This window comes from Aestuariimicrobium sp. G57, assembly GCF_050110855.1.
In the GTDB taxonomy this organism is placed as follows: Bacteria; Actinomycetota; Actinomycetes; order Propionibacteriales; family Propionibacteriaceae; genus Aestuariimicrobium.
Genome location: NZ_JBNINW010000001.1, coordinates 358,194 through 375,852, shown reverse-complemented (window position 1 = coordinate 375,852; position 17,659 = coordinate 358,194). Strand labels below are relative to the sequence as shown.

Here is a 17,659-nt window from a genome sequence, read left to right as displayed (position 1 = left end):
AAATGTCGCAGCCGCGTGACAGACTGACGGGCATGCTTCGCTACCTGACCGCCGGTGAATCCCACGGACAGGCGCTGATCGCCACCATTGAGGGCATCCCTGCCCACGTGCGGGTGGGTCGCGCCGAGATCGATGACGAGTTGCGTCGTCGCCGGCTGGGTGTCGGGCGTGGGGCGCGCATGAAGTTCGAGGCCGACGAGGTGAGCCTGCTGGGTGGCTTCCGCCATGGCGAGACCCTCGGCTCGCCCATCGCGATCATGGTCGGCAACACCGAGTGGCCGAAGTGGCAGCAGGTGATGGCCCCCGGCGAGGTCGACGAGGCAGAGCTGGCCGAGCTCGCCCGCAATGCCCCGCTGACCCGACCCCGGCCGGGGCACGCCGACCTCGCGGGCATGCAGAAATACGACTTCGACGAGTCCCGCCCGATCCTCGAGCGGGCCTCGGCGCGTGAGACCGCGGCCCGGGTGGCGCTGGGCACCATCGCCAAGGCGTTCCTGCAGCAGGCACTCGGGGTGACGCTGCTGAGCCATGTCGTCGAACTCGGCCCGGTCGCCGTTCCGGCCGAGCAGCAGCGCGCGCTGGCGGCGTCCCTGTCGATCGCCGACCGCGACCGCATCGACGACGACCCGCTGCGCTGCGGTGACGCCGAGACCTCAGCCCGCATGCTCGACGAGGTCGAGGCCTGCCGGCGCGAGGGTGACACCATGGGTGGCATCGTCGAGGTGCTGGTCTGGGGGCTGCCCCCCGGCCTTGGTTCACATGCCCAGGGCGACCGCCGACTCGATGCGAAACTGGCCGGTGCACTGATGGGCATCCAGGCCATCAAGGGTGTTGAACTGGGTGACGGGTTCGAGCTGGCGCGTCTGCGCGGTTCGGCCGCCCAGGACGAGATGGTGCACAGCGCGGCGGGTGTGCGCCGGGCGTCGGGCCATTCCGGTGGTGTCGAGGGCGGCATGTCCACTGGCGAGGTGCTGCGGGTGCGGACCGCCATGAAGCCGATCTCGACGATTCCGCGGGCGCTGCGCACGTTCGACGTGCGCACGGGCGAGCCCGCCAAGGCCCACCACCAGCGCAGCGACGTCTGCGCGGTGCCGGCTGCCGGCGTCGTCGCCGAGGCCATGGTGGCACTGGTACTGGCCGAGGCGGCGCTCGAGAAGTTCGGCGGCGACTCAGTGGACGAGACCCGGCGCAATGCCGAGGCGTACGTGGCCGGGGTCACGGCCCGCGGCCTGAACATCGGTGGCGACGTGGACGAGGCCGCGCTGGCACAGGCCGAGGCCGACGGCGGCGTGGCGGCAGGTCACCCGGCAGCGGGGGATGAGCAGTGAGCGTGCTGGTGCTGGTCGGTCCGCCGGCCTCGGGCAAGTCGACGGTCGGCCAGGCCCTGGCCGCCCGTCTGGGTGTGCCGTTCATCGATGTCGACGCGGCCATCGAGGCCTCGACCGGCATGACGATCGGTGAGATCTTCGTCGACCTGGGCGAGCCGGAGTTCCGTCGTCTGGAACGCGAGGCGACACTCGAACTCGTGCAGCGTGACGCCGTGGTCAGCCTTGGCGGCGGCGCGGTGATGAGCCCCGAGATCCGGGCTGCGCTCGCCGGCCACCTGGTCTGCTGGCTGCAGGTCTCGGTGGTGCACGCGACCCGACGCGTCGGCATGAACGCGATGCGCCCGCTGCTGCTGGGCGACGTGCGGGCCAACCTGCAGAAGCTGTTGACCGAGCGCGAACCGTTCTACCGCGAGGTCGCCGACATCACCATCGACACCACCAACCTCAAGGCCGACGAGGTCGTGGCCGACCTGGCCCGTCGGCTGGGGGCAGACGCCACCGGGCAGGAGCAGGACAAGGCATGACCACCATCGACGTCTTCTCCGTCAACCCGTACCAGGTGCACATCGGCCCCGGAACCCTCGACGTGCTGCCCAGCCTGGTGCGTGATGCCACCCGCGTGGCGATCATCCACCCGGCGGTGCTCTCGGACGTGGCCCACCACCTCGCCCCGGACCTGCCCCAGCCGCTGCTCATCGAGGTGCCCGCGGCTGAATCGGCGAAGTCGTCCGACGTGCTGGTGCACTGCTGGAACGAACTGGCCACCGCCGGCTTCACCCGCAACGACCTGGTCGTCGGCATCGGCGGCGGGGCCACCACCGACGTCGCCGGTTTCGTGGCGGCCACGTGGCTGCGCGGCATCGCGTTTGTGTCGGTGCCCAGCACCGTGCTGGGCATGGTCGATGCGGCCGTGGGGGGCAAGACGGGCATCAACATCCCGGCGGGCAAGAATCTGGTGGGGGCGTTCCACGAGCCGCGGGCGGTGATCTGTGATCTTGACCTGCTGGCGAGCCTGCCCGAACCCGACGTGCGCGCGGGCCTGGGCGAGGTGGTCAAGTGCGGGTTCATCGCCGACCCGCGCATTCTCGAACTCGTGGCCCAGGACCCGGCCGATGCCGTCACCACCACCTCGGTGCGGTTCGCCGAACTGGTGCGTCGCGCGGTGCAGGTCAAGGCGAGCGTCGTGGCGGGTGACCTGCGTGAGGCGACGTCGGTGGGCACGAAGGTGGGCCGCGAGGCGCTGAACTACGGCCACACCCTGGGCCATGCCATCGAAAAGGTCGACAATTTCGGGTGGCGCCACGGCGAGGCGATCTGCATCGGCATGGTCTTCGCCGCGGAGCTCTCGCAGCGGGCGCTGGGGCTCGACCCGGCGGTGGTGGCGCAGCACCGTGAGCTGTTCACTGCGCTCGGACTGCCCACGACCTACCAGGGCGACTGGGCAGACCTGCGCGCCGCCATGAGCCTCGACAAGAAGACCCGCGGCAACACGCTGCGGTTCGTCGGCATCACAGAACCGGGCACGGTCGCGATGATCGATGACCCGGACGAAGCGCTGCTCGAGGAGTGCTACGCGCTGCTGGCCCCGCAGGGCTGAGGTTCACGCTCGTCCCGGAACTTGCGCAACTGGCACCAGGGTCACGTGTGCGCCCCGGTTCGGCGGAACGGCATGCACAACTGGCGTGGGCGTCACGTTCGCGGGTTCGGGCTGTCGGACGAGGCAGCCGTGCGGCCGGTTCACCGGCTCACGCTCGTCCATGAACTTGCACAACTGGCACCAGGGTCACGTGTGCGCCCCGGTTCGGCCGAACGGCATGCACAACTGGCGTGGGTGTCACGTTTGCAGGTTCGGGCCCGGGACGAGGCAGCCGTGCGGCCGCTTCACCGGCTCACGCTCGTCCTTGAACTTGCACAACTGGCACCAGCGCCACCTGTGCGCCCCGGTTCGGCGGAATGGCATGCACAACTGGCGTCGGCGTCACGTTCGCAGGTTCGGGCCGGCGGACGGGGCCCCGTCACGATCGCGGGCTCCAGGCCCTCCGGCGAGGACGACGCCCACCATCCGTGCACCGCGCGTTTCCAGTCGGCACGCCCAACCAGCTAGAATCGCCTGCGGTTGTCGCGGGCGAGTGTCGCGGCGTGAACAGGAATGAGGAATCGGGATGGCTTCAACCAACGATCTGAAGAACGGCATGGTCCTCGACCTTGACGGCCAGCTGTGGCAGGTCATCTGGTTCCAGCACCACAAGCCGGGCAAGGGCAACACCGTCGTGCGCTCGAAGCTGAAGCACGTGCTCACCGGCAAGATCGTCGACAAGACGTTCAACTCCGATACCAAGGTCGACACCGCGACCGTCGACCGCCGCGACATGCAGTACCTGTACCACGACGGCACCGGCTTCGTGTTCATGGATGAGACCACCTACGAGCAGGTCATCATCCCCGACGAGACCGTCGGTGAGGCCAAGGACTACATGCTCGAGAACCAGCAGGCCACCGTCGCGCTGCACGAGGGCAACCCCCTGTTCATCGAGCTGCCCGCCTCGGTCGAGCTCGAGATCACCTACACCGAGCCCGGCCTGCAGGGCGACCGCTCGACCGGTGGCACCAAGCCCGCCACCCTCGAGACCGGCAAGGAAATCCAGGTGCCGCTGTTCATCACCAACGGCGAGAAGGTCAAGGTCGACACCCGCACGGGCGAGTACCTCGGCCGCGTCAACTGATGAGCCGTCCCGCCCATCTTTCTGCCCGTTCGAAGGCCCGCCAGCAGGCCCTCAACGTGCTGTTCCAGGCCGAGTTGCGCGAGGCCGACCCGCAGCAGGTGCTGCGTGACCAGCTGCTCGACGCCGATCCGCCGCTGCGTGACTATGCCGTGACGATCATCCAGGGTGTCATCGCCCGCAGCGACGAGATCGACGGGCTGCTGCGCGAGGCGCTCGATTCCGGATGGACGCTCGACCGCCTCGCACGCGTCGACCGGGTGCTGGCCCGCATCGCCACCTGGGAGATGATTTCGGGCTCGGTGCCTGATCGCGTCGCCATCGCCGAGGCGCTGGTGCTGGCCGGCGAACTGTCCACCGACGAATCGCCGGCCTTCCTCAACGGCCTGCTGGCCGGCGTCGCCAACAGGCAGCCGCTGCAACTGGACGAGGTCACCGCCACCCATGACGAGGACGTGGCCGCCGACCAGGCGACCAGCTGACGCACTCGGGTCAGAGCTTGCCGGCAATGTCGGTGATGACCGCCTTCACCTGGGTGGTGTCAGTGCTGGCGTTGTTCGTCACCAGGATGATCATGCGGCCCTTGGTCGAGAGCACCGAGGCGGCCTTGGTGGGGCCGGCGGCCGAGGTGCCGTCGGTCTCGATGACCTTCTCGTCGTCCACGTCCGCGATGTCGATGTCCTTGCCCGAGATCTTGACCTCGACCGAGGTCTCGCCGGCGACGACCTTCACGGCCTTGCACTGGGGGTCGGTCAGCAGGCCGTCACGGTTCTTGGCATATTCCTTCGCCTCGGCCTCGGTGCCGGCATCGACCACGGCGATGGTGAGGCCCGTCGACGTGACGGCCATCGAGGCGGGGGCGCCGCCGGCCACCAGCGGCGAGACACCGGTGGCGGCGAACTCACAGGCCTTGGGGGTCACCGTCGGCATCGCGGCCTTCAGCCCGGGACGCACCTGGGCCATCGGCATGGGCTCCACGGCCTTGTCGCCCACCTTGACCGACTTGAGGATGGTCGCCAGCGACTCATCGGAGTGCGTGGGCGCGTCGGTCTTCGTCTCGGTCGGCAACGTCGCCGTGCTGGCGGGGGCGCCCGTCGTGGCCGGGGCGCTGCTCGTGGCATCCGTGGGTGCCGACGTCGCCGCGGTGTCACCACCGGTGCCGCAGGCGGTCAGGGCAAGCGCACCTGCGGCGGCGATGGCGGCGAGGTTCAGGGCGGTGCGGGTGAACGGGCTGCTGGGCATGGGGGTTCTCCTTCTCGACGTGGCGCACGTACGTGGCAATCGAGGGTACAAAGGGGCAGGGTCAGCCCAGTGCCGCACCGAGGTCGGCCGCGATGTCTGCCAGTCGTGTCACATCCGTGCTGCCCTGCTGGGCCACGTGCACGAGCACATTGCCCTTGCGACCGCTGACCTCGGCATTGCTGGACGTGCCGTCGCTGCTGGTGCTCACCATGCCACGCGGTGATTCCAGCCCCGCGGCGACCAGGTTGACGGCCTTCAGCGTCGAGGTGGCCGTTTGGCCCTGGTACGTCGTCCGCACCGTGGCGCAGCCCGGGTCGTCCAACGCGGTGTCGCGGCGGGCCACCTGCTGCTTCGCCCCGGCGTCCCCGCCCATGTCGACGATCGTGACCGTCAGCCGGGCATTGGTGAACGCATAACCGGCCGGACGCCCCGCAAGCACCTGCTCGAGGTAACCGGTGGCGGCGTAATTGCACTTGGCGGGGTCCGTGCTGGGCAGCCCCGAATCCTTGCGCACGAGGTCGACCGGGAACGCCTGCAGCAGCGTGCCGTTCACCGACACCTTGCCGATCGCCGCTGCGAGCGTGGCGTCGGTCTGGGTGTAGTCACCGGTGGCCGCCGTGGGGTGGCCGCTGGGCAGGGTGCCGGCGTCGTCCGGGGACGAGGTGCACGCGCCGAGCGCAAGCACACCGGCAAGCACCAGGGCGATCGAGGCGCGGCTCATGCCTGCGGCAGCACGGCGACCTTGAGGCCCGCGCGGTCACGCACCGCCGCGATCGCCCCGTCCAGGTCGGACAGCGGGAACGTGTGGGTGACCAGTGACGAGACATCCAGGCGGCCACTCGAGAGCAGTTCGACCGCACGGCGCACGTCGGTGCGGCGCGCGTTCGACCCGCCGGAGACGACGAGTTCGTTGTAATGGATGATGTTCGGGTCCATCTCGGCCATCGAGCCCTTGGGGAAGCCCGCAAAGTAGTTCACCCGGCCGCCGATCGCGGCCAGCTGCAGCGCCTGGTTGGCCAGGGCGAGGTCACCCACGGCAACGATGACGACGTCGGCGCCGCGGCCGCCGGTGCGGGCCAGCACCTCACGGGTCAGGGCCTCGCCAGTCAGGTCGAAGGCCTCGGTGGCGCCGAGGGCGAGCGCCGGTTCGAGGCGTCCCGCTCGTCCTGAGGCAAAGATCTTCGTCGCACCGGCAAGCTTGGCGAGCGCGATGTGCAGCAGGCCGATCGGGCCGGTACCCAGCACCACGACGCTGTCACCGGGCTGCACCCTGACCTGGTTGGCGCCGTTGATCACGCAGCTGACGGGTTCGGTCAGGGCCAGCAGCGTCGCGGGCAGCTCGTTCTCGACGACGACCAGGTTGCCGTTCTGCATGGCCTCGCGGGGCACCAGCATGTATTCGGCCATGCCGCCGTCGATCGAGTACCCGAACAGGCGCAGGTTCTCGCACAGGTGCTCGCGGCCATTGAGGCAGTTGGGGCAGTGGTTGCAGCTCAGCACGATCGAGCAGGTCGCCTGGGCACCCACCGGCACTCCCTCGACACCCTCACCGACGGCCTCGACGCGGCCCGCGAACTCGTGGCCCATCACGACACCGTGGCGCACGCCAGAGGTCTTGGCACCCGAGATGATGCGCAGGTCGGTGCCGCAGATGGTGTTGGCCTCCATGCGCAGCAGCACTTCGCCGGGACCGGGCTCGGGCCGGGGCACACGCTTGAGCGCCAGGTCGTCGATCCCGGAAAGCACGGCAGCAGTCATGTCCATGGCGGCAGCCTACCGGCCCCCGCAGGGTGTCAGGCTGCGACGAGATGCCAGTATGGGCCCATGATCGACCTGCCGGCGACCCGTGGGTTCGCCTCTGACAACTGCTCGGGCATGCACCCCGAGGTGCTCGACGCCCTGGTCCGTGCCAACGTGGGCCACCAACCCAGCTACGGCGCGGACGAGGTCACATCGCGGCTGGTTGAGGTGGTGCGGCACCATTTCGGTGACGACGCCGAGGTGTATCCGGTCTTCAACGGCACCGGCGCCAATGTGCTGGCGCTGCAGTCGGTGCTGCCCCGGTGGGGTGCGGTCATCACCCCGCAGACCGCCCACATCAACACCGACGAGGCCGGTGCCCCCGAACGGGTGGGCGGGCTCAAGCTGTTGCCCGTGCCGGCCCCCGGCGGCAAGCTCACCCCCGATCTGGTCGACCGCGAGGCCTGGGGGTGGGGCAACGAGCACCGCGCCCAGCCGCTCGCCGTCTCGATCTCGCAGGCGACCGAGGTCGGCACGGTCTACACCCCGCACGAGATCGAGCAACTGGCCGAGCACGCGCATGCCCGCGGCATGGTGCTGCACGTCGACGGGTCGCGGCTGGCCAATGCGGCTGCGGCGCTCGACGTGCCGTTGCGCGCCATCACCTCAGAGGCCGGTGTCGACATCCTGTCGCTCGGCGGCACCAAGAATGGTGCGCTGGCCGCCGAGGCCGTGGTGGTGATGGGTGGCGCGCTCGACCGTGCCCGCGAAGGCCTGCCCTACCTGCGCAAGTTCAGCATGCAGCTGGCCTCGAAGATGCGCTTCGTCTCTGCCCAGCTCGTGGCGCTCTATGGCGGCGACCTGTGGCGCCGCAATGCCGAGCATGCCAACGAGATGGCCACCCGGCTGCGCATGGGTGTGGCCGGACTGCCGGGCGTCGAGCTGGGGCACGCCACCGAGGCCAACGGGGTGTTCGTGCGGCTGCCCGGCGGAGTGGCCGACCTGCTGCGGGCCGAGGGGTATGCCTTCCACGACTGGGACGCCGCACTGGGCGAGGTGCGCTGGATGTGCAGCTGGGACACCACCACCGACGACGTGGACGCGCTGGTCTCGTCCGTGGCCCGGTGCACAGGGCAGGAAATTCACACCTGAACTGATAATTGCCCCGTTACGCTTGTGAACGATCGAGGCCGTTGCGTAGAGTCTCGGGCAGGTGAAGATCACGGGTGATCGCCAGCGAGGGCGCCCACCCCAACCAATGGAGGGTACGCAATGACGCGTTTGGTCAACGTTCCGGAAGAGTTCCCCGCAGAAGCCGTGCGCGGTTTCGTGCTGGCCAACAAGCGCTATGTCAAGCCTGTCTTCGGTGGTGTCGTGCGTTCGACTGCCACCGGCCAGGGCAAGGTCGCCGTGGTCTACGGCGGCGGTTCGGGTCACTACCCGGCATTCGCGGGCTGGGTCGGCCACGGCTTCGCCGACGGTGCGGTCTGCGGCAACATCTTCAGCTCGCCGTCGGCCGCGCAGGCCTATTCGGTGATGAAGGCCGCCGAGCGTGGCGCGGGCGTGCTCATGGGCTTCGGCAACTACGCCGGTGACGTGCTGCACTTCGGCCAGGCCATCGAGCGCCTGCGTTCCGAGGGCATCCAGGCCGACACGCTGGTCGTGACCGACGACATCGCGTCGGGGTCGAAGGACGAGATTGCCAAGCGTCGTGGCATCGCCGGTGACTTCCCGACCTTCAAGATCGCCGGCGCCGCCGCCGAGGCCGGCAAGGACTTCGACGAGGTCAAGCGCATCTTTGCCAAGGCCAATGACGCCACCCGCACGTTCGGTGTGGCCTTCGACGGGTGCACCCTGCCCGGCGCCGACGGCCCGCTGTTCACCGTGCCCGAGGGCACCATGGGCATCGGCCTGGGCATCCACGGCGAGCCCGGTGTCTCAGAGGCCCCGTTGGGCACCGCGGACGACGTCGCCAAGACCCTGGTGGACGGCCTGCTCGACGACCGTCCGGCCAGTGCCGGCAACCGCGTCGTCGTCATCGTCAACGGACTGGGTGACACCAAGTACGAGGAAATGTTCGTCACCACCGGCAACATCGTCGACCGCCTCGAGGCCGCCGGCATCGAGATCGTCGACGTCGAGTCGGGTGAGTTCGTCACCTCTCTCGACATGGCCGGCATCTCGCTCACCCTCGTCTGGGTGGACGACGAACTGCTGGAGTACTGGGACGCCCCGTGCGACGCCCCCGCCTACCGCAAGGGCTCGGTCGGCGACGTGCAGCGCGACGACGCCGTGCTGAACGCCGAGGCCGCCGCCGTCGAGGTGACCGAGCAGGGCTCGCAGGCCTCACAGGCCGTCGCGCAGAAGGTCATCGGCCTGCTCGACGCGATCCACCACAAGATGGAGGAGTCGAAGGAGGAACTTGGCCGCATCGACGCCGTCGCCGGTGACGGCGACCACGGCATCGGCATGGCCAACGGCTCACGCGCCGCGCTCAAGACGGCCCGGGAACTGGCCGACAAGGGGGCGGGCGCCCAGACACTGCTGGCCGGCGCCGGCGAGGCCTGGTCCGACGGCGCCGGTGGCACCTCCGGTGCGCTGTGGGGTGCGATCCTGACCGCCGTCGGTGCCGTGCTCGGTGACCAGGACGCCACGGGCGAGGACACCGTCGGCAAGTCGCTGACCGCAGCCCTCGAGGCCGTCCAGCGCCTGGGCGGTGCCCAGGTCGGCGACAAGACCATGGTCGATGCGCTGGCCCCCGCAGTCGAGGCATACCAGGCCGCATCCGGTTCGGTGGTCGAGCGCCTGGCGACGGCCGCCGCGGCTGCCGCACAGGGTGCGGAGTCGACCAAGCCCCTGGTGGCCAAGCTCGGCCGCTCGCGCCCGCTCGGTGAGAAGTCGGTCGGCACGCCCGACCCGGGTGCGGTCTCGTTCACCCAGATCGTCGAGGTCATCGGCGCCAACCTCTGATCGACAACGATCGGACCGGCCATTCGAGGGGCGGGTCCGGGCTGCGGCCCGGGCCTGCCCCTTCCGCGTCATCGCTCGGCTCGGAACCGATGGCCAGTGACTGATAGTGTGCTTGCCGTTGCCTGCAGGGAGGACCCCACCATGACATCACCCGCGTCCATTCCGGCCCTACTGGTATTGGAGGATGGCCGGTCCTTCCGCGGGGAGTCATACGGTGCCGAGGGGGAGACCTTCGGCGAAGCAGTCTTCGCCACAGCCATGACCGGCTACCAGGAGACGCTGAGCGACCCGAGCTACTACCGCCAGGTCGTGATCATGACCGCCCCCCACGTGGGCAACACCGGCTGGAACGACGAGGACACGGAATCGTCGCGCATCTGGGTGTCCGGCTTCGTGGTGCGTGACCCCGCCAGGGTGCCGTCGAGCTGGCGCGCGCACCGCTCGCTGGACGACGAGCTCGCCGCACAGGGCATCGTCGGCATCAAGGGCATCGACACCCGCGCCCTGACCCGCCACCTGCGGGACAAGGGCTCGATGCGCGTCGGCATCAGCACGACCGAGACCGACGCAGCGGCCCTGCTGGCCCGGGTGCTGGAACAGCCCCCGATGAGCGGGGCCAACCTGGTCGATGCCGTCACCACCCCCGAGGCCTATGTGGTGCCCGCCGTCGGTGAGAAGAAGTTCACCGTGGCCGCCATCGACCTGGGCATCAAGGCGATGACGCCCGAGCGCATGGCCCAGCGCGGCATCGAGGTGCACGTGCTGCCCGCCTCGACCACCATCGAGCAGCTGCGCGCGTTGAACCCCGACGGCGTCTTCTTCAGCAACGGGCCCGGCGACCCGGCGGCCGCCGACCGCGTCATCGACGTGCTGCGCGACGTGCTGGCCGACAAGACCCCGTACTTCGGCATCTGCTTCGGCAACCAGTTGTTCGGACGAGCGCTGGGCCTGGACACCTACAAGCTGCCGTTCGGCCACCGCGGGGTGAACCAGCCGGTGATGGACCTGCGCACCGGCAAGGTCGAGATCACCGCCCAGAACCACGGCTTCGCGGTGCAGGCGCCGATCGGTGAAGACATCGACACGCCCTATGGCACCGCCCGGGTCAGCCACGTGGGCCTGAACGACCAGGTGGTCGAGGGCCTCGAACTGCGGGGCGACGGGGGCGACGTCGTCGCCTTCTCGGTGCAGTACCACCCTGAGGCCGCTGCCGGCCCCCACGACGCCGCCTACCTGTTCGACCGCTTCGTCGACCTGCTGGCTGCCAACTCCTCGGAAGGTTCGTTCTGACATGCCCCGCCGCACAGACATCAACTCGATCCTGGTCATCGGATCAGGCCCGATCGTCATCGGCCAGGCTGCCGAGTTCGACTATTCCGGCACCCAGGCCTGCCGGGTGCTGCGCGAAGAGGGCTTCCGCGTCATCCTCGTGAACTCCAACCCGGCCACGATCATGACCGACCCGGGCTTCGCCGATGCCACCTACATCGAGCCGATCACCCCCGAATTCGTCGAGCGGGTCATCGCCAAGGAGCGTCCGGACGCCGTGCTGGCGACCCTGGGTGGCCAGACCGCGCTGAACACCGCCATCAAACTGCACGAACTCGGCGTGCTCGAGAAGTACGGTGTCGAGCTGATCGGCGCCTCGGTCGATGCGATCCAGCGTGGTGAAGACCGCGAACAGTTCAAGCAGATCGTCGATTCACTGACCGACGTCGCCGGTGGTGCCGCCGAATCGGCCCGGTCGGTCATCTGCCACACCATGGACGAGGTACTGGCCGCTGCCGGCGAGCTCGGCTACCCCGTCGTCGTGCGTCCCTCGTTCACCATGGGCGGGCTCGGCTCGGGCTTCGCCCACACCGAGGCCGAACTGCGCCGCATCGCCGGCACCGGCCTGGACGCCAGCCCGACCACCGAGGTGCTCATCGAGGAATCGATCCTCGGCTGGAAGGAGTACGAGCTCGAGGTCATGCGCGACAAGGCCGACAACGTCGTGATCGTGTGTTCCATCGAGAACTTCGACCCCATGGGCGTGCACACCGGTGACTCGATCACCGTCGCGCCGGCCATGACGCTCACCGACCGCGAATACCAGAAGCTGCGCGACATCTCGATTGCCATCATCCGCAAGGTGGGCGTCGACACGGGCGGCTGCAACATCCAGTTCGCGGTCAACCCCGCCGACGGCCGCATCGTGGTCATTGAGATGAACCCGCGCGTGTCCCGCTCGTCCGCGCTGGCCTCGAAGGCGACCGGGTTCCCGATCGCCAAGATCGCCGCCAAGGTCGCCGTCGGCTACACGCTCGACGAGATCCCCAACGACATCACCGAGAAGACCCCGGCGAGCTTTGAACCGACGCTGGACTACGTCGTGGTCAAGGTGCCGCGGTTCGCGTTCGAGAAGTTCCCCCAGGCCGACAACACGCTGACGACCCACATGAAGTCGGTGGGTGAGGCGATGTCGCTGGGCCGCAACTTCACCGAGGCGCTCGGCAAGGCGCTGCGCTCACTCGAGGACCCCAAGGCACCGTTCGACTTCGCCACGCCCGTCACCGAGAGCATCGAGGTGCTGCTGGACGAGGCCACCCGCCCGCATGACGGCCGCCTGCAGTTGGTGATGCAGGCCATCAGGGCCGGGGCCACTGTCGAGCAGGTGCACGAGGCCACCCGCATCGACCCGTGGTTCGTCGACCAGCTGATGCTCATCCATGAGGTCGCCCAGCACGTCGCCGGGGCCCCTGAGCTCACCGCCGACGTGCTGCGCCTGGCGAAGCGCCACGGCCTGTCCGACAGGCAGGTTGCCGACCTGCGCCACCTGAGCCCCGATGTGGTGCGTGGGGTGCGGTGGGCGCTGGGCATTCGTCCGGTGTTCAAGACCGTCGACACCTGCGCCGCCGAATTCGAGGCCCGCACCCCGTACCACTACTCGTCCTATGACGAAGAGACCGAGGTCGCGCCCCGCGAGAAGCCCGCCGTGCTGATCCTGGGCAGCGGCCCCAACCGCATCGGCCAGGGCATCGAGTTCGACTATTCCTGCGTGCACGCCGCGCAGGTGCTCTCGGACAACGGCTATGAGTCGGTGCTGGTCAACTGCAATCCCGAGACCGTCTCGACCGACTACGACACCGCTGACCGGCTGTACTTCGAGCCGCTGACCCTCGAGGACGTGCTCGAGGTCTACCACGCCGAGCTGGCGGCGGGCCCCGTCGCCGGTGTCATCGTGCAGCTCGGCGGCCAGACCCCGCTGCGCCTGGCCCAAGCGCTCAAGGACGCTGGCGTGCCGATCGTCGGCACCAGCCCCGAGGCGATCCACCTGGCCGAGGAACGCGGTGCCTTCGAAGCCGTCCTGGAACGCGCGGCGCTGCCCGCCCCCAAGCACGGCATGGCCAACTCGTTCGAGCAGGCCAGCCAGGTCGCCGAAGAGATCGGCTACCCGGTGCTGGTGCGCCCCAGCTATGTGCTGGGTGGTCGCGGCATGGAGATCGTCTATGACGAGGCCTCGCTCGAGCGCTACATCAGCCAGTCGACGCTGATCTCGCCGACCTCACCGGTGCTCGTCGACAGGTTCCTGGACGACGCCGTCGAGATCGATGTGGACGCCCTCTACGACGGCCACGAGCTGTACCTGGGTGGCGTCATGGAACACATTGAGGAGGCCGGTGTGCATTCCGGCGACTCGGCCTGCGCCCTGCCGCCGTTCACGCTGGGAACCGAGGTGATCGACCGGATCGCCAGCTCGACCCGACTGATCGCACATGGCGTCGGCGTGCGCGGCCTGATCAACATCCAGTTCGCGCTGGCCGGTGACACGCTGTACGTGCTCGAGGCCAATCCCCGCGCCTCGCGCACAGTGCCGTTCGTCTCGAAGGCCACCGGCAGCCAGCTGGCCAAGGCAGCGACCATGATCATGGTCGGGCGCACCGTGCAGGACCTGCGTGAGAGCGGACTACTGCGCGCTGAGGGCGACGGCACCGATGTGGTCGACGGCGGCCCGTTGTCGGTCAAAGAAGCGGTCATGCCGTTCAACCGGTTCCGCACCGTCGAGGGCTTCGGCGTCGACACGATCCTTGGTCCCGAGATGCGTTCGACCGGCGAGGTCATGGGCATCGCCACCACCTTCGGCACGGCCTTTGCGAAGTCGCAGGCGGCGGTGTATTCGGCCATGCCCACCGAGGGCACTGTGTTCGTCTCGGTGGCCAACCGCGACAAGCGCCACGCCATCTTCCCCGTGAAGCGGCTGGCCGACCTGGGCTTCACGCTGTACGCCACGGCCGGCACCGCCCAGGTGCTGCGTCGCCACGGCATCGAGGTGCAGCAGGTGCGCAAGCACAGCCAGGGCACTGGCCCCCATGGCGAGCCGACGATCGTCCAGCTGATCCATGACGGCAAGATCGACCTGATCTTCAACACCCCCGCGGGCCAGTCCGAGGGCGGCTCTCCGCGGGCCGACGGCTACGAAATCCGCACGGCCGCCATTCGCGCTGATGTGCCCTACATGACGACTGTGCAGGGCCTGTCCGCCGGTGTGCAGGGCATCGAGGCGATCCGGGCCGGGCAGACCGAGGTCTGCTCGTTGCAGGAATGGGCCACCAGGGTGGCCGGCGCGCGCGAGACGGCGACGAAGGGCTGACGAAGATGAGGGGTCGCTGGCTCACCAGTGCCGTGCACGCGGGCTACACCGGGGCGCTGCGCCCCGTGCTGTTCCGGGTGGGTGACGGCGACCCCGAGGTCATCCACGAACGGATGATCGAGACGCTGTCGTGGGTGCCCGAGCCGATGCTGTCGGGGCTGCGTGGCCTGCTGGCGCCGGCGGACGATCCCGTCGAGGTGAGCGGCCTGCGCTTTCGCAACCCCGTCGGGCTGGCGGCCGGTCTCGACAAGAACGGTCGGGCGCCGCTGGCGTGGCCCGCGCTGGGCTTCGGGTTCGTCGAGCTGGGTACGGTGACCCCGCGGCCGCAGCCCGGCAACCCGATCCCGCGGATGTTCCGGTTGGTCGAGGACCGCGCGATCATCAACCGGATGGGCTTCAACAATGACGGCGCCCCCGACCTGGCGAACCGGCTGACCCGGCTCGGGGTCACCCGCGGCAACAACCGGCTGGGCGTGCCATTGGGCATCAGCATCGGGCGCAACAAGCTCACGTCCAACGAGCATGCCACCGACGACTACCTGGCCGCGCTGCGTGCGGTGGCCGGGGTGGCCGACTATGTGGCCATCAACGTCTCGAGCCCCAACACTCCTGGGCTGCGTGCCCTGCAGACCCGTGCGGCACTCGAAGAACTGTTCGGCGAACTGGACGAGGCACGCCGCGACATCGACCACCACGACCCGGTGCCGATCTGGGTCAAGGTCGCCCCCGAACTGACCTGGGCTGAACTCGACGACGTGGTCGCCGCGGCCGAGAACAGCGGCGTCAACGCCATCATTGCCACCAACACCACCCTCGACCGGGTGCGCGCCGACGGCTCGGCGCTGCAGTCGCGCCACGCCGCCGAGGCCGGCGGGCTGTCGGGTGAGCCGCTGACCCGCAAGGCCCGCGAGGTGGTGAGCTACCTGGCCAGGCATACCGACCTTCCGATCATCGGGTCCGGGGGAGTGACCAGCCCTGACGCGGCCCTCGCCCTGCGCGATGCCGGTGCCCGGCTGGTGCAGGTCTACACCGGGTTCATCTATTCGGGCCCTGCGCTGGTGCGTGCCATCGCCGAGGACTGGGCCAGCACCGACAAACCTGCCGACACCGAGGAGCTCTCATGACGACGCCATATGCCGAGCGCATGGACGCGCTCGCCGCAGCACGCGGCCCGCTGTGTGTGGGCATCGATCCCCACCCGGGCCTGCTGGCTGCCTGGGGGCTCGAGGTTGATGTCGCAGGGCTCGAGGCCTTTTCGCGCACCATCGTCGAGGCGCTCGGCCGGCAGGTCGCAGCGTTCAAGCCGCAGTCGGCCTTCTTCGAACGGTTCGGTTCGCGCGGTGTGGCCGTGCTCGAGAAGGTGTTGCGCGACATCGCCGGCATCGGTGCGCTGTCGATCATGGACGCCAAGCGTGGCGACATCGGCTCGACCATGGCAGGTTATGCCGAGGCCTACCTGGCCGACGGTTCACCTCTGGCCGCTGACGCGGTGACACTGTCGCCCTACCTCGGGTTCGAGTCGCTGCGCCCTGCCTTCGATGTCGCGCGCGCCACCGGCCGCGGTGTCTACGTGCTCGCGCGTACGTCCAACCCCGAAGGCGGGCAGGTGCAGTTGGCCCGGGGCGAGGACGGGCGCGTGGTCGGCCAGCAGGTGGTCGACGCAGCGCGTGCCGAGAACGAGGCCACCGGCGACCACCACATCGGACTGGTGGTGGGTGGCACCCATGCCAACCTGGGCATCGACCTGACCGGGTTCCGTGGGTCGATCCTGGTGCCCGGTATCGGGGCCCAGGGCGGCACGATCAGCGGTCTGGCCAGTGTGTTCACCGCGCCCGGCCTGCGCCTGGTGCCGACGGCCAGCCGTGATGTGGCCAGGGCCGGGTCCCACCACGAGGCCCTGCGGGCAGCGGCGGCGCAGGTGGCCGCCAGCTGATTGCCCAAGATCTGCTGATGCGACTGAGCTGTCGCAACGAATCCGGCTCCAAAAGTGCTTTCTGGTTGTAGCTTTGGCCTTGTCAGACTGACACCGGCCACGTCGGTGCACACCCGGAGGAGCTTGAGATGGCAATCCCCTCGTTGACCCCTGAGCAGCTCGAGGCTGCACGTTCGGCTGCCACGGCCGCGCGTCGGGCCAGGGCTGAGCTGAAGCAGAAGGTGCGGGACGGCTCGGTCAGCCTGTCAGAGGCCATCGACATCGCACTGGGCGAGGACGTGTTGGCACACATGAAGGTCGCCGACCTGCTGAAGTCGCTGCCGCGGGTGGGCGAGAAGCGGGCCAAGGACGTCATGGCGAAGCTCGAGATCAGCGAGAACCGTCGCATCCGCGGCCTCGGCCGCCACCAGATCGCCGGACTTAAGGAACAGTTCCGCTGACCGAGGGGGTCGTGCCGGCGTGACAGCCGATGTGTGGCGGGGCAGAATTGGCGACGATGAGCACGCCTGAGCAGACCCCGCCCCCCTCGCACACCCCGGATCGTGCCCGGGTGTTCGTGGTGTCGGGCCCCACCGCCGTCGGCAAGGGCACCGTGTGTGCCCGGCTGCGCGAACGCCACCCCGAGGTGTTCGTTTCGGTGTCGGTGACCACGCGCGACCCGCGGCCCGGCGAGGTCGACGGGGTGCACTACCACTTCGTCAGCGACGAACAGTTCGACGAGCTCATCGACAACGATGGTCTGCTCGAGTGGGCACTGGTGCACCGGCGTGCCCGCTACGGCACGCCCCGCCAACCCGTCGAAGATGCGGTCGCGCGCGGCCAGGTGGTGATCCTCGAGATCGACCTGCAGGGGGCCAGGCAGGTGCGGCACAGCTACCCGCAGGCCCGTCACATCTTCCTGGCACCCCCCAACTGGGACGAACTCGTGCGGCGCCTGGTCGGCCGCGGCACCGAAACCGCCGAGCAGCAGGCCGAACGACTCGAGACGGCCAAGCGTGAACTCGAGGCCATCAAGGAATTCGACGAAGTCGTCACGAACGGCGAAATCGAGGAAACCGTCGACCGTTTGGTAGAGTTGACAGGTCTGTGAGTCGCC

The 17,659-nt window shown here is 69.0% G+C and carries 15 protein-coding genes and 1 pseudogene; 13 read left to right on the top strand and 3 right to left on the bottom strand.

Going from position 1 to position 17,659, the window contains the following annotated elements:
- Positions 1–32: 32 nt before the first annotated feature.
- The 5 genes and pseudogenes from aroC to nusB all read left to right on the top strand — a co-directional run.
- Positions 33–1,238, top strand: a pseudogene (aroC, locus tag ACQCX5_RS01795) (chorismate synthase); the annotation flags it as partial.
- Between the two features lie 86 nt (positions 1,239–1,324).
- The gene (locus ACQCX5_RS01790) at positions 1,325–1,852 is read left to right on the top strand and encodes a shikimate kinase (protein ID WP_434540273.1); all 528 of its coding nucleotides are present in this window, start codon (positions 1,325–1,327) and stop codon (positions 1,850–1,852) included.
- Positions 1,849–2,925, top strand: coding sequence for a 3-dehydroquinate synthase (gene aroB / locus ACQCX5_RS01785; RefSeq protein ID WP_434540272.1), 1,077 nt, complete (start codon positions 1,849–1,851; stop codon positions 2,923–2,925). Before ACQCX5_RS01790 ends, aroB begins: the two co-directional genes overlap by 4 nt.
- A gap of 565 nt (positions 2,926–3,490) precedes the next feature.
- Positions 3,491–4,051, top strand: coding sequence for an elongation factor P (gene efp, locus ACQCX5_RS01780; protein ID WP_434540271.1), 561 nt, complete (start codon positions 3,491–3,493; stop codon positions 4,049–4,051).
- The gene (gene nusB, locus ACQCX5_RS01775; RefSeq protein ID WP_434540270.1) at positions 4,051–4,530 is read left to right on the top strand and encodes a transcription antitermination factor NusB; all 480 of its coding nucleotides are present in this window, start codon (positions 4,051–4,053) and stop codon (positions 4,528–4,530) included. Before efp ends, nusB begins: the two co-directional genes overlap by 1 nt.
- 10 nt (positions 4,531–4,540) lie before the next feature.
- Here the strand turns inward: nusB and ACQCX5_RS01770 are convergent, their stop codons facing one another.
- The 3 genes from ACQCX5_RS01770 to ACQCX5_RS01760 all read right to left on the bottom strand — a co-directional run bounded on the left by ACQCX5_RS01770 (position 4,541) and on the right by ACQCX5_RS01760 (position 7,054).
- The gene (locus ACQCX5_RS01770) at positions 4,541–5,290 is read right to left on the bottom strand and encodes a hypothetical protein (RefSeq protein WP_434540269.1); all 750 of its coding nucleotides are present in this window, start codon (positions 5,288–5,290) and stop codon (positions 4,541–4,543) included.
- Positions 5,291–5,351: 61 nt separating this feature from the next.
- Positions 5,352–6,011 (bottom strand): hypothetical protein, encoded by a 660-nt coding sequence (locus tag ACQCX5_RS01765; RefSeq protein WP_434540268.1) that lies wholly within the window; start codon positions 6,009–6,011, stop codon positions 5,352–5,354.
- A complete protein-coding gene (locus ACQCX5_RS01760; RefSeq protein ID WP_434540267.1) occupies positions 6,008–7,054 on the bottom strand; it encodes an alcohol dehydrogenase catalytic domain-containing protein in 1,047 nt (348 codons plus the stop codon). The genes ACQCX5_RS01765 and ACQCX5_RS01760 overlap by 4 nt, the downstream gene beginning before the upstream one ends.
- Positions 7,055–7,114: 60 nt before the next feature.
- On the opposite strand from ACQCX5_RS01760, the gene ACQCX5_RS01755 reads away from it, so the two are divergent.
- The 8 genes from ACQCX5_RS01755 (at position 7,115) to gmk (ending at position 17,653) form a co-directional block, all read left to right on the top strand.
- Positions 7,115–8,182 carry a threonine aldolase family protein gene (locus tag ACQCX5_RS01755; RefSeq protein ID WP_434540266.1) on the top strand — a complete coding sequence of 356 codons (1,068 nt, stop codon included), beginning with the start codon at positions 7,115–7,117 and terminating at the stop codon, positions 8,180–8,182.
- Between the two features lie 120 nt (positions 8,183–8,302).
- Positions 8,303–10,000 carry a dihydroxyacetone kinase family protein gene (locus tag ACQCX5_RS01750; protein WP_434540265.1) on the top strand — a complete coding sequence of 566 codons (1,698 nt, stop codon included), beginning with the start codon at positions 8,303–8,305 and terminating at the stop codon, positions 9,998–10,000.
- Between the two features lie 141 nt (positions 10,001–10,141).
- Complete coding sequence (gene carA, locus ACQCX5_RS01745) at positions 10,142–11,290, top strand: glutamine-hydrolyzing carbamoyl-phosphate synthase small subunit (RefSeq protein WP_434540264.1); 1,149 nt, start codon at positions 10,142–10,144, stop codon at positions 11,288–11,290.
- A gap of 1 nt (position 11,291) precedes the next feature.
- On the top strand, positions 11,292–14,630 hold the full coding sequence (gene carB / locus ACQCX5_RS01740) for a carbamoyl-phosphate synthase large subunit (protein WP_434540263.1): 3,339 nt from the start codon (positions 11,292–11,294) through the stop codon (positions 14,628–14,630).
- A gap of 5 nt (positions 14,631–14,635) precedes the next feature.
- On the top strand, positions 14,636–15,754 hold the full coding sequence (locus ACQCX5_RS01735) for a quinone-dependent dihydroorotate dehydrogenase (RefSeq protein WP_434540262.1): 1,119 nt from the start codon (positions 14,636–14,638) through the stop codon (positions 15,752–15,754).
- Positions 15,751–16,563 carry an orotidine-5'-phosphate decarboxylase gene (gene pyrF, locus ACQCX5_RS01730; protein ID WP_434540261.1) on the top strand — a complete coding sequence of 271 codons (813 nt, stop codon included), beginning with the start codon at positions 15,751–15,753 and terminating at the stop codon, positions 16,561–16,563. The genes ACQCX5_RS01735 and pyrF overlap by 4 nt, the downstream gene beginning before the upstream one ends.
- Before the next feature lie 128 nt (positions 16,564–16,691).
- Positions 16,692–17,003, top strand: coding sequence for an integration host factor, actinobacterial type (mihF, locus tag ACQCX5_RS01725; protein ID WP_434540260.1), 312 nt, complete (start codon positions 16,692–16,694; stop codon positions 17,001–17,003).
- A 56-nt stretch (positions 17,004–17,059) separates the two neighbouring features.
- A complete protein-coding gene (gmk, locus tag ACQCX5_RS01720) occupies positions 17,060–17,653 on the top strand; it encodes a guanylate kinase (protein ID WP_434540259.1) in 594 nt (197 codons plus the stop codon).
- Positions 17,654–17,659: the final 6 nt, after the last annotated feature.

Bases quoted from the DNA above. Each gene is read 5' to 3' on its own strand.
- ACQCX5_RS01750 (WP_434540265.1), top strand. From the start codon at position 8,303: ATGACGCGTTTGGTCAACGTTCCGGAAGAGTTCCCCGCAGAAGCCGTG.
- ACQCX5_RS01770 (WP_434540269.1), bottom strand. From the start codon at position 5,290: ATGCCCAGCAGCCCGTTCACCCGCACCGCCCTGAACCTCGCCGCCATC.
- carB (WP_434540263.1), top strand. From the start codon at position 11,292: ATGCCCCGCCGCACAGACATCAACTCGATCCTGGTCATCGGATCAGGC.
- ACQCX5_RS01735 (WP_434540262.1), top strand. From the start codon at position 14,636: ATGAGGGGTCGCTGGCTCACCAGTGCCGTGCACGCGGGCTACACCGGG.
- mihF (WP_434540260.1), top strand. From the start codon at position 16,692: ATGGCAATCCCCTCGTTGACCCCTGAGCAGCTCGAGGCTGCACGTTCG.
- efp (WP_434540271.1), top strand. From the start codon at position 3,491: ATGGCTTCAACCAACGATCTGAAGAACGGCATGGTCCTCGACCTTGAC.
- ACQCX5_RS01760 (WP_434540267.1), bottom strand. From the start codon at position 7,054: ATGGACATGACTGCTGCCGTGCTTTCCGGGATCGACGACCTGGCGCTC.
- pyrF (WP_434540261.1), top strand. From the start codon at position 15,751: ATGACGACGCCATATGCCGAGCGCATGGACGCGCTCGCCGCAGCACGC.
- carA (WP_434540264.1), top strand. From the start codon at position 10,142: ATGACATCACCCGCGTCCATTCCGGCCCTACTGGTATTGGAGGATGGC.
- ACQCX5_RS01765 (WP_434540268.1), bottom strand. From the start codon at position 6,011: ATGAGCCGCGCCTCGATCGCCCTGGTGCTTGCCGGTGTGCTTGCGCTC.
- aroB (WP_434540272.1), top strand. From the start codon at position 1,849: ATGACCACCATCGACGTCTTCTCCGTCAACCCGTACCAGGTGCACATC.
- ACQCX5_RS01755 (WP_434540266.1), top strand. From the start codon at position 7,115: ATGATCGACCTGCCGGCGACCCGTGGGTTCGCCTCTGACAACTGCTCG.
- gmk (WP_434540259.1), top strand. From the start codon at position 17,060: ATGAGCACGCCTGAGCAGACCCCGCCCCCCTCGCACACCCCGGATCGT.
- nusB (WP_434540270.1), top strand. From the start codon at position 4,051: ATGAGCCGTCCCGCCCATCTTTCTGCCCGTTCGAAGGCCCGCCAGCAG.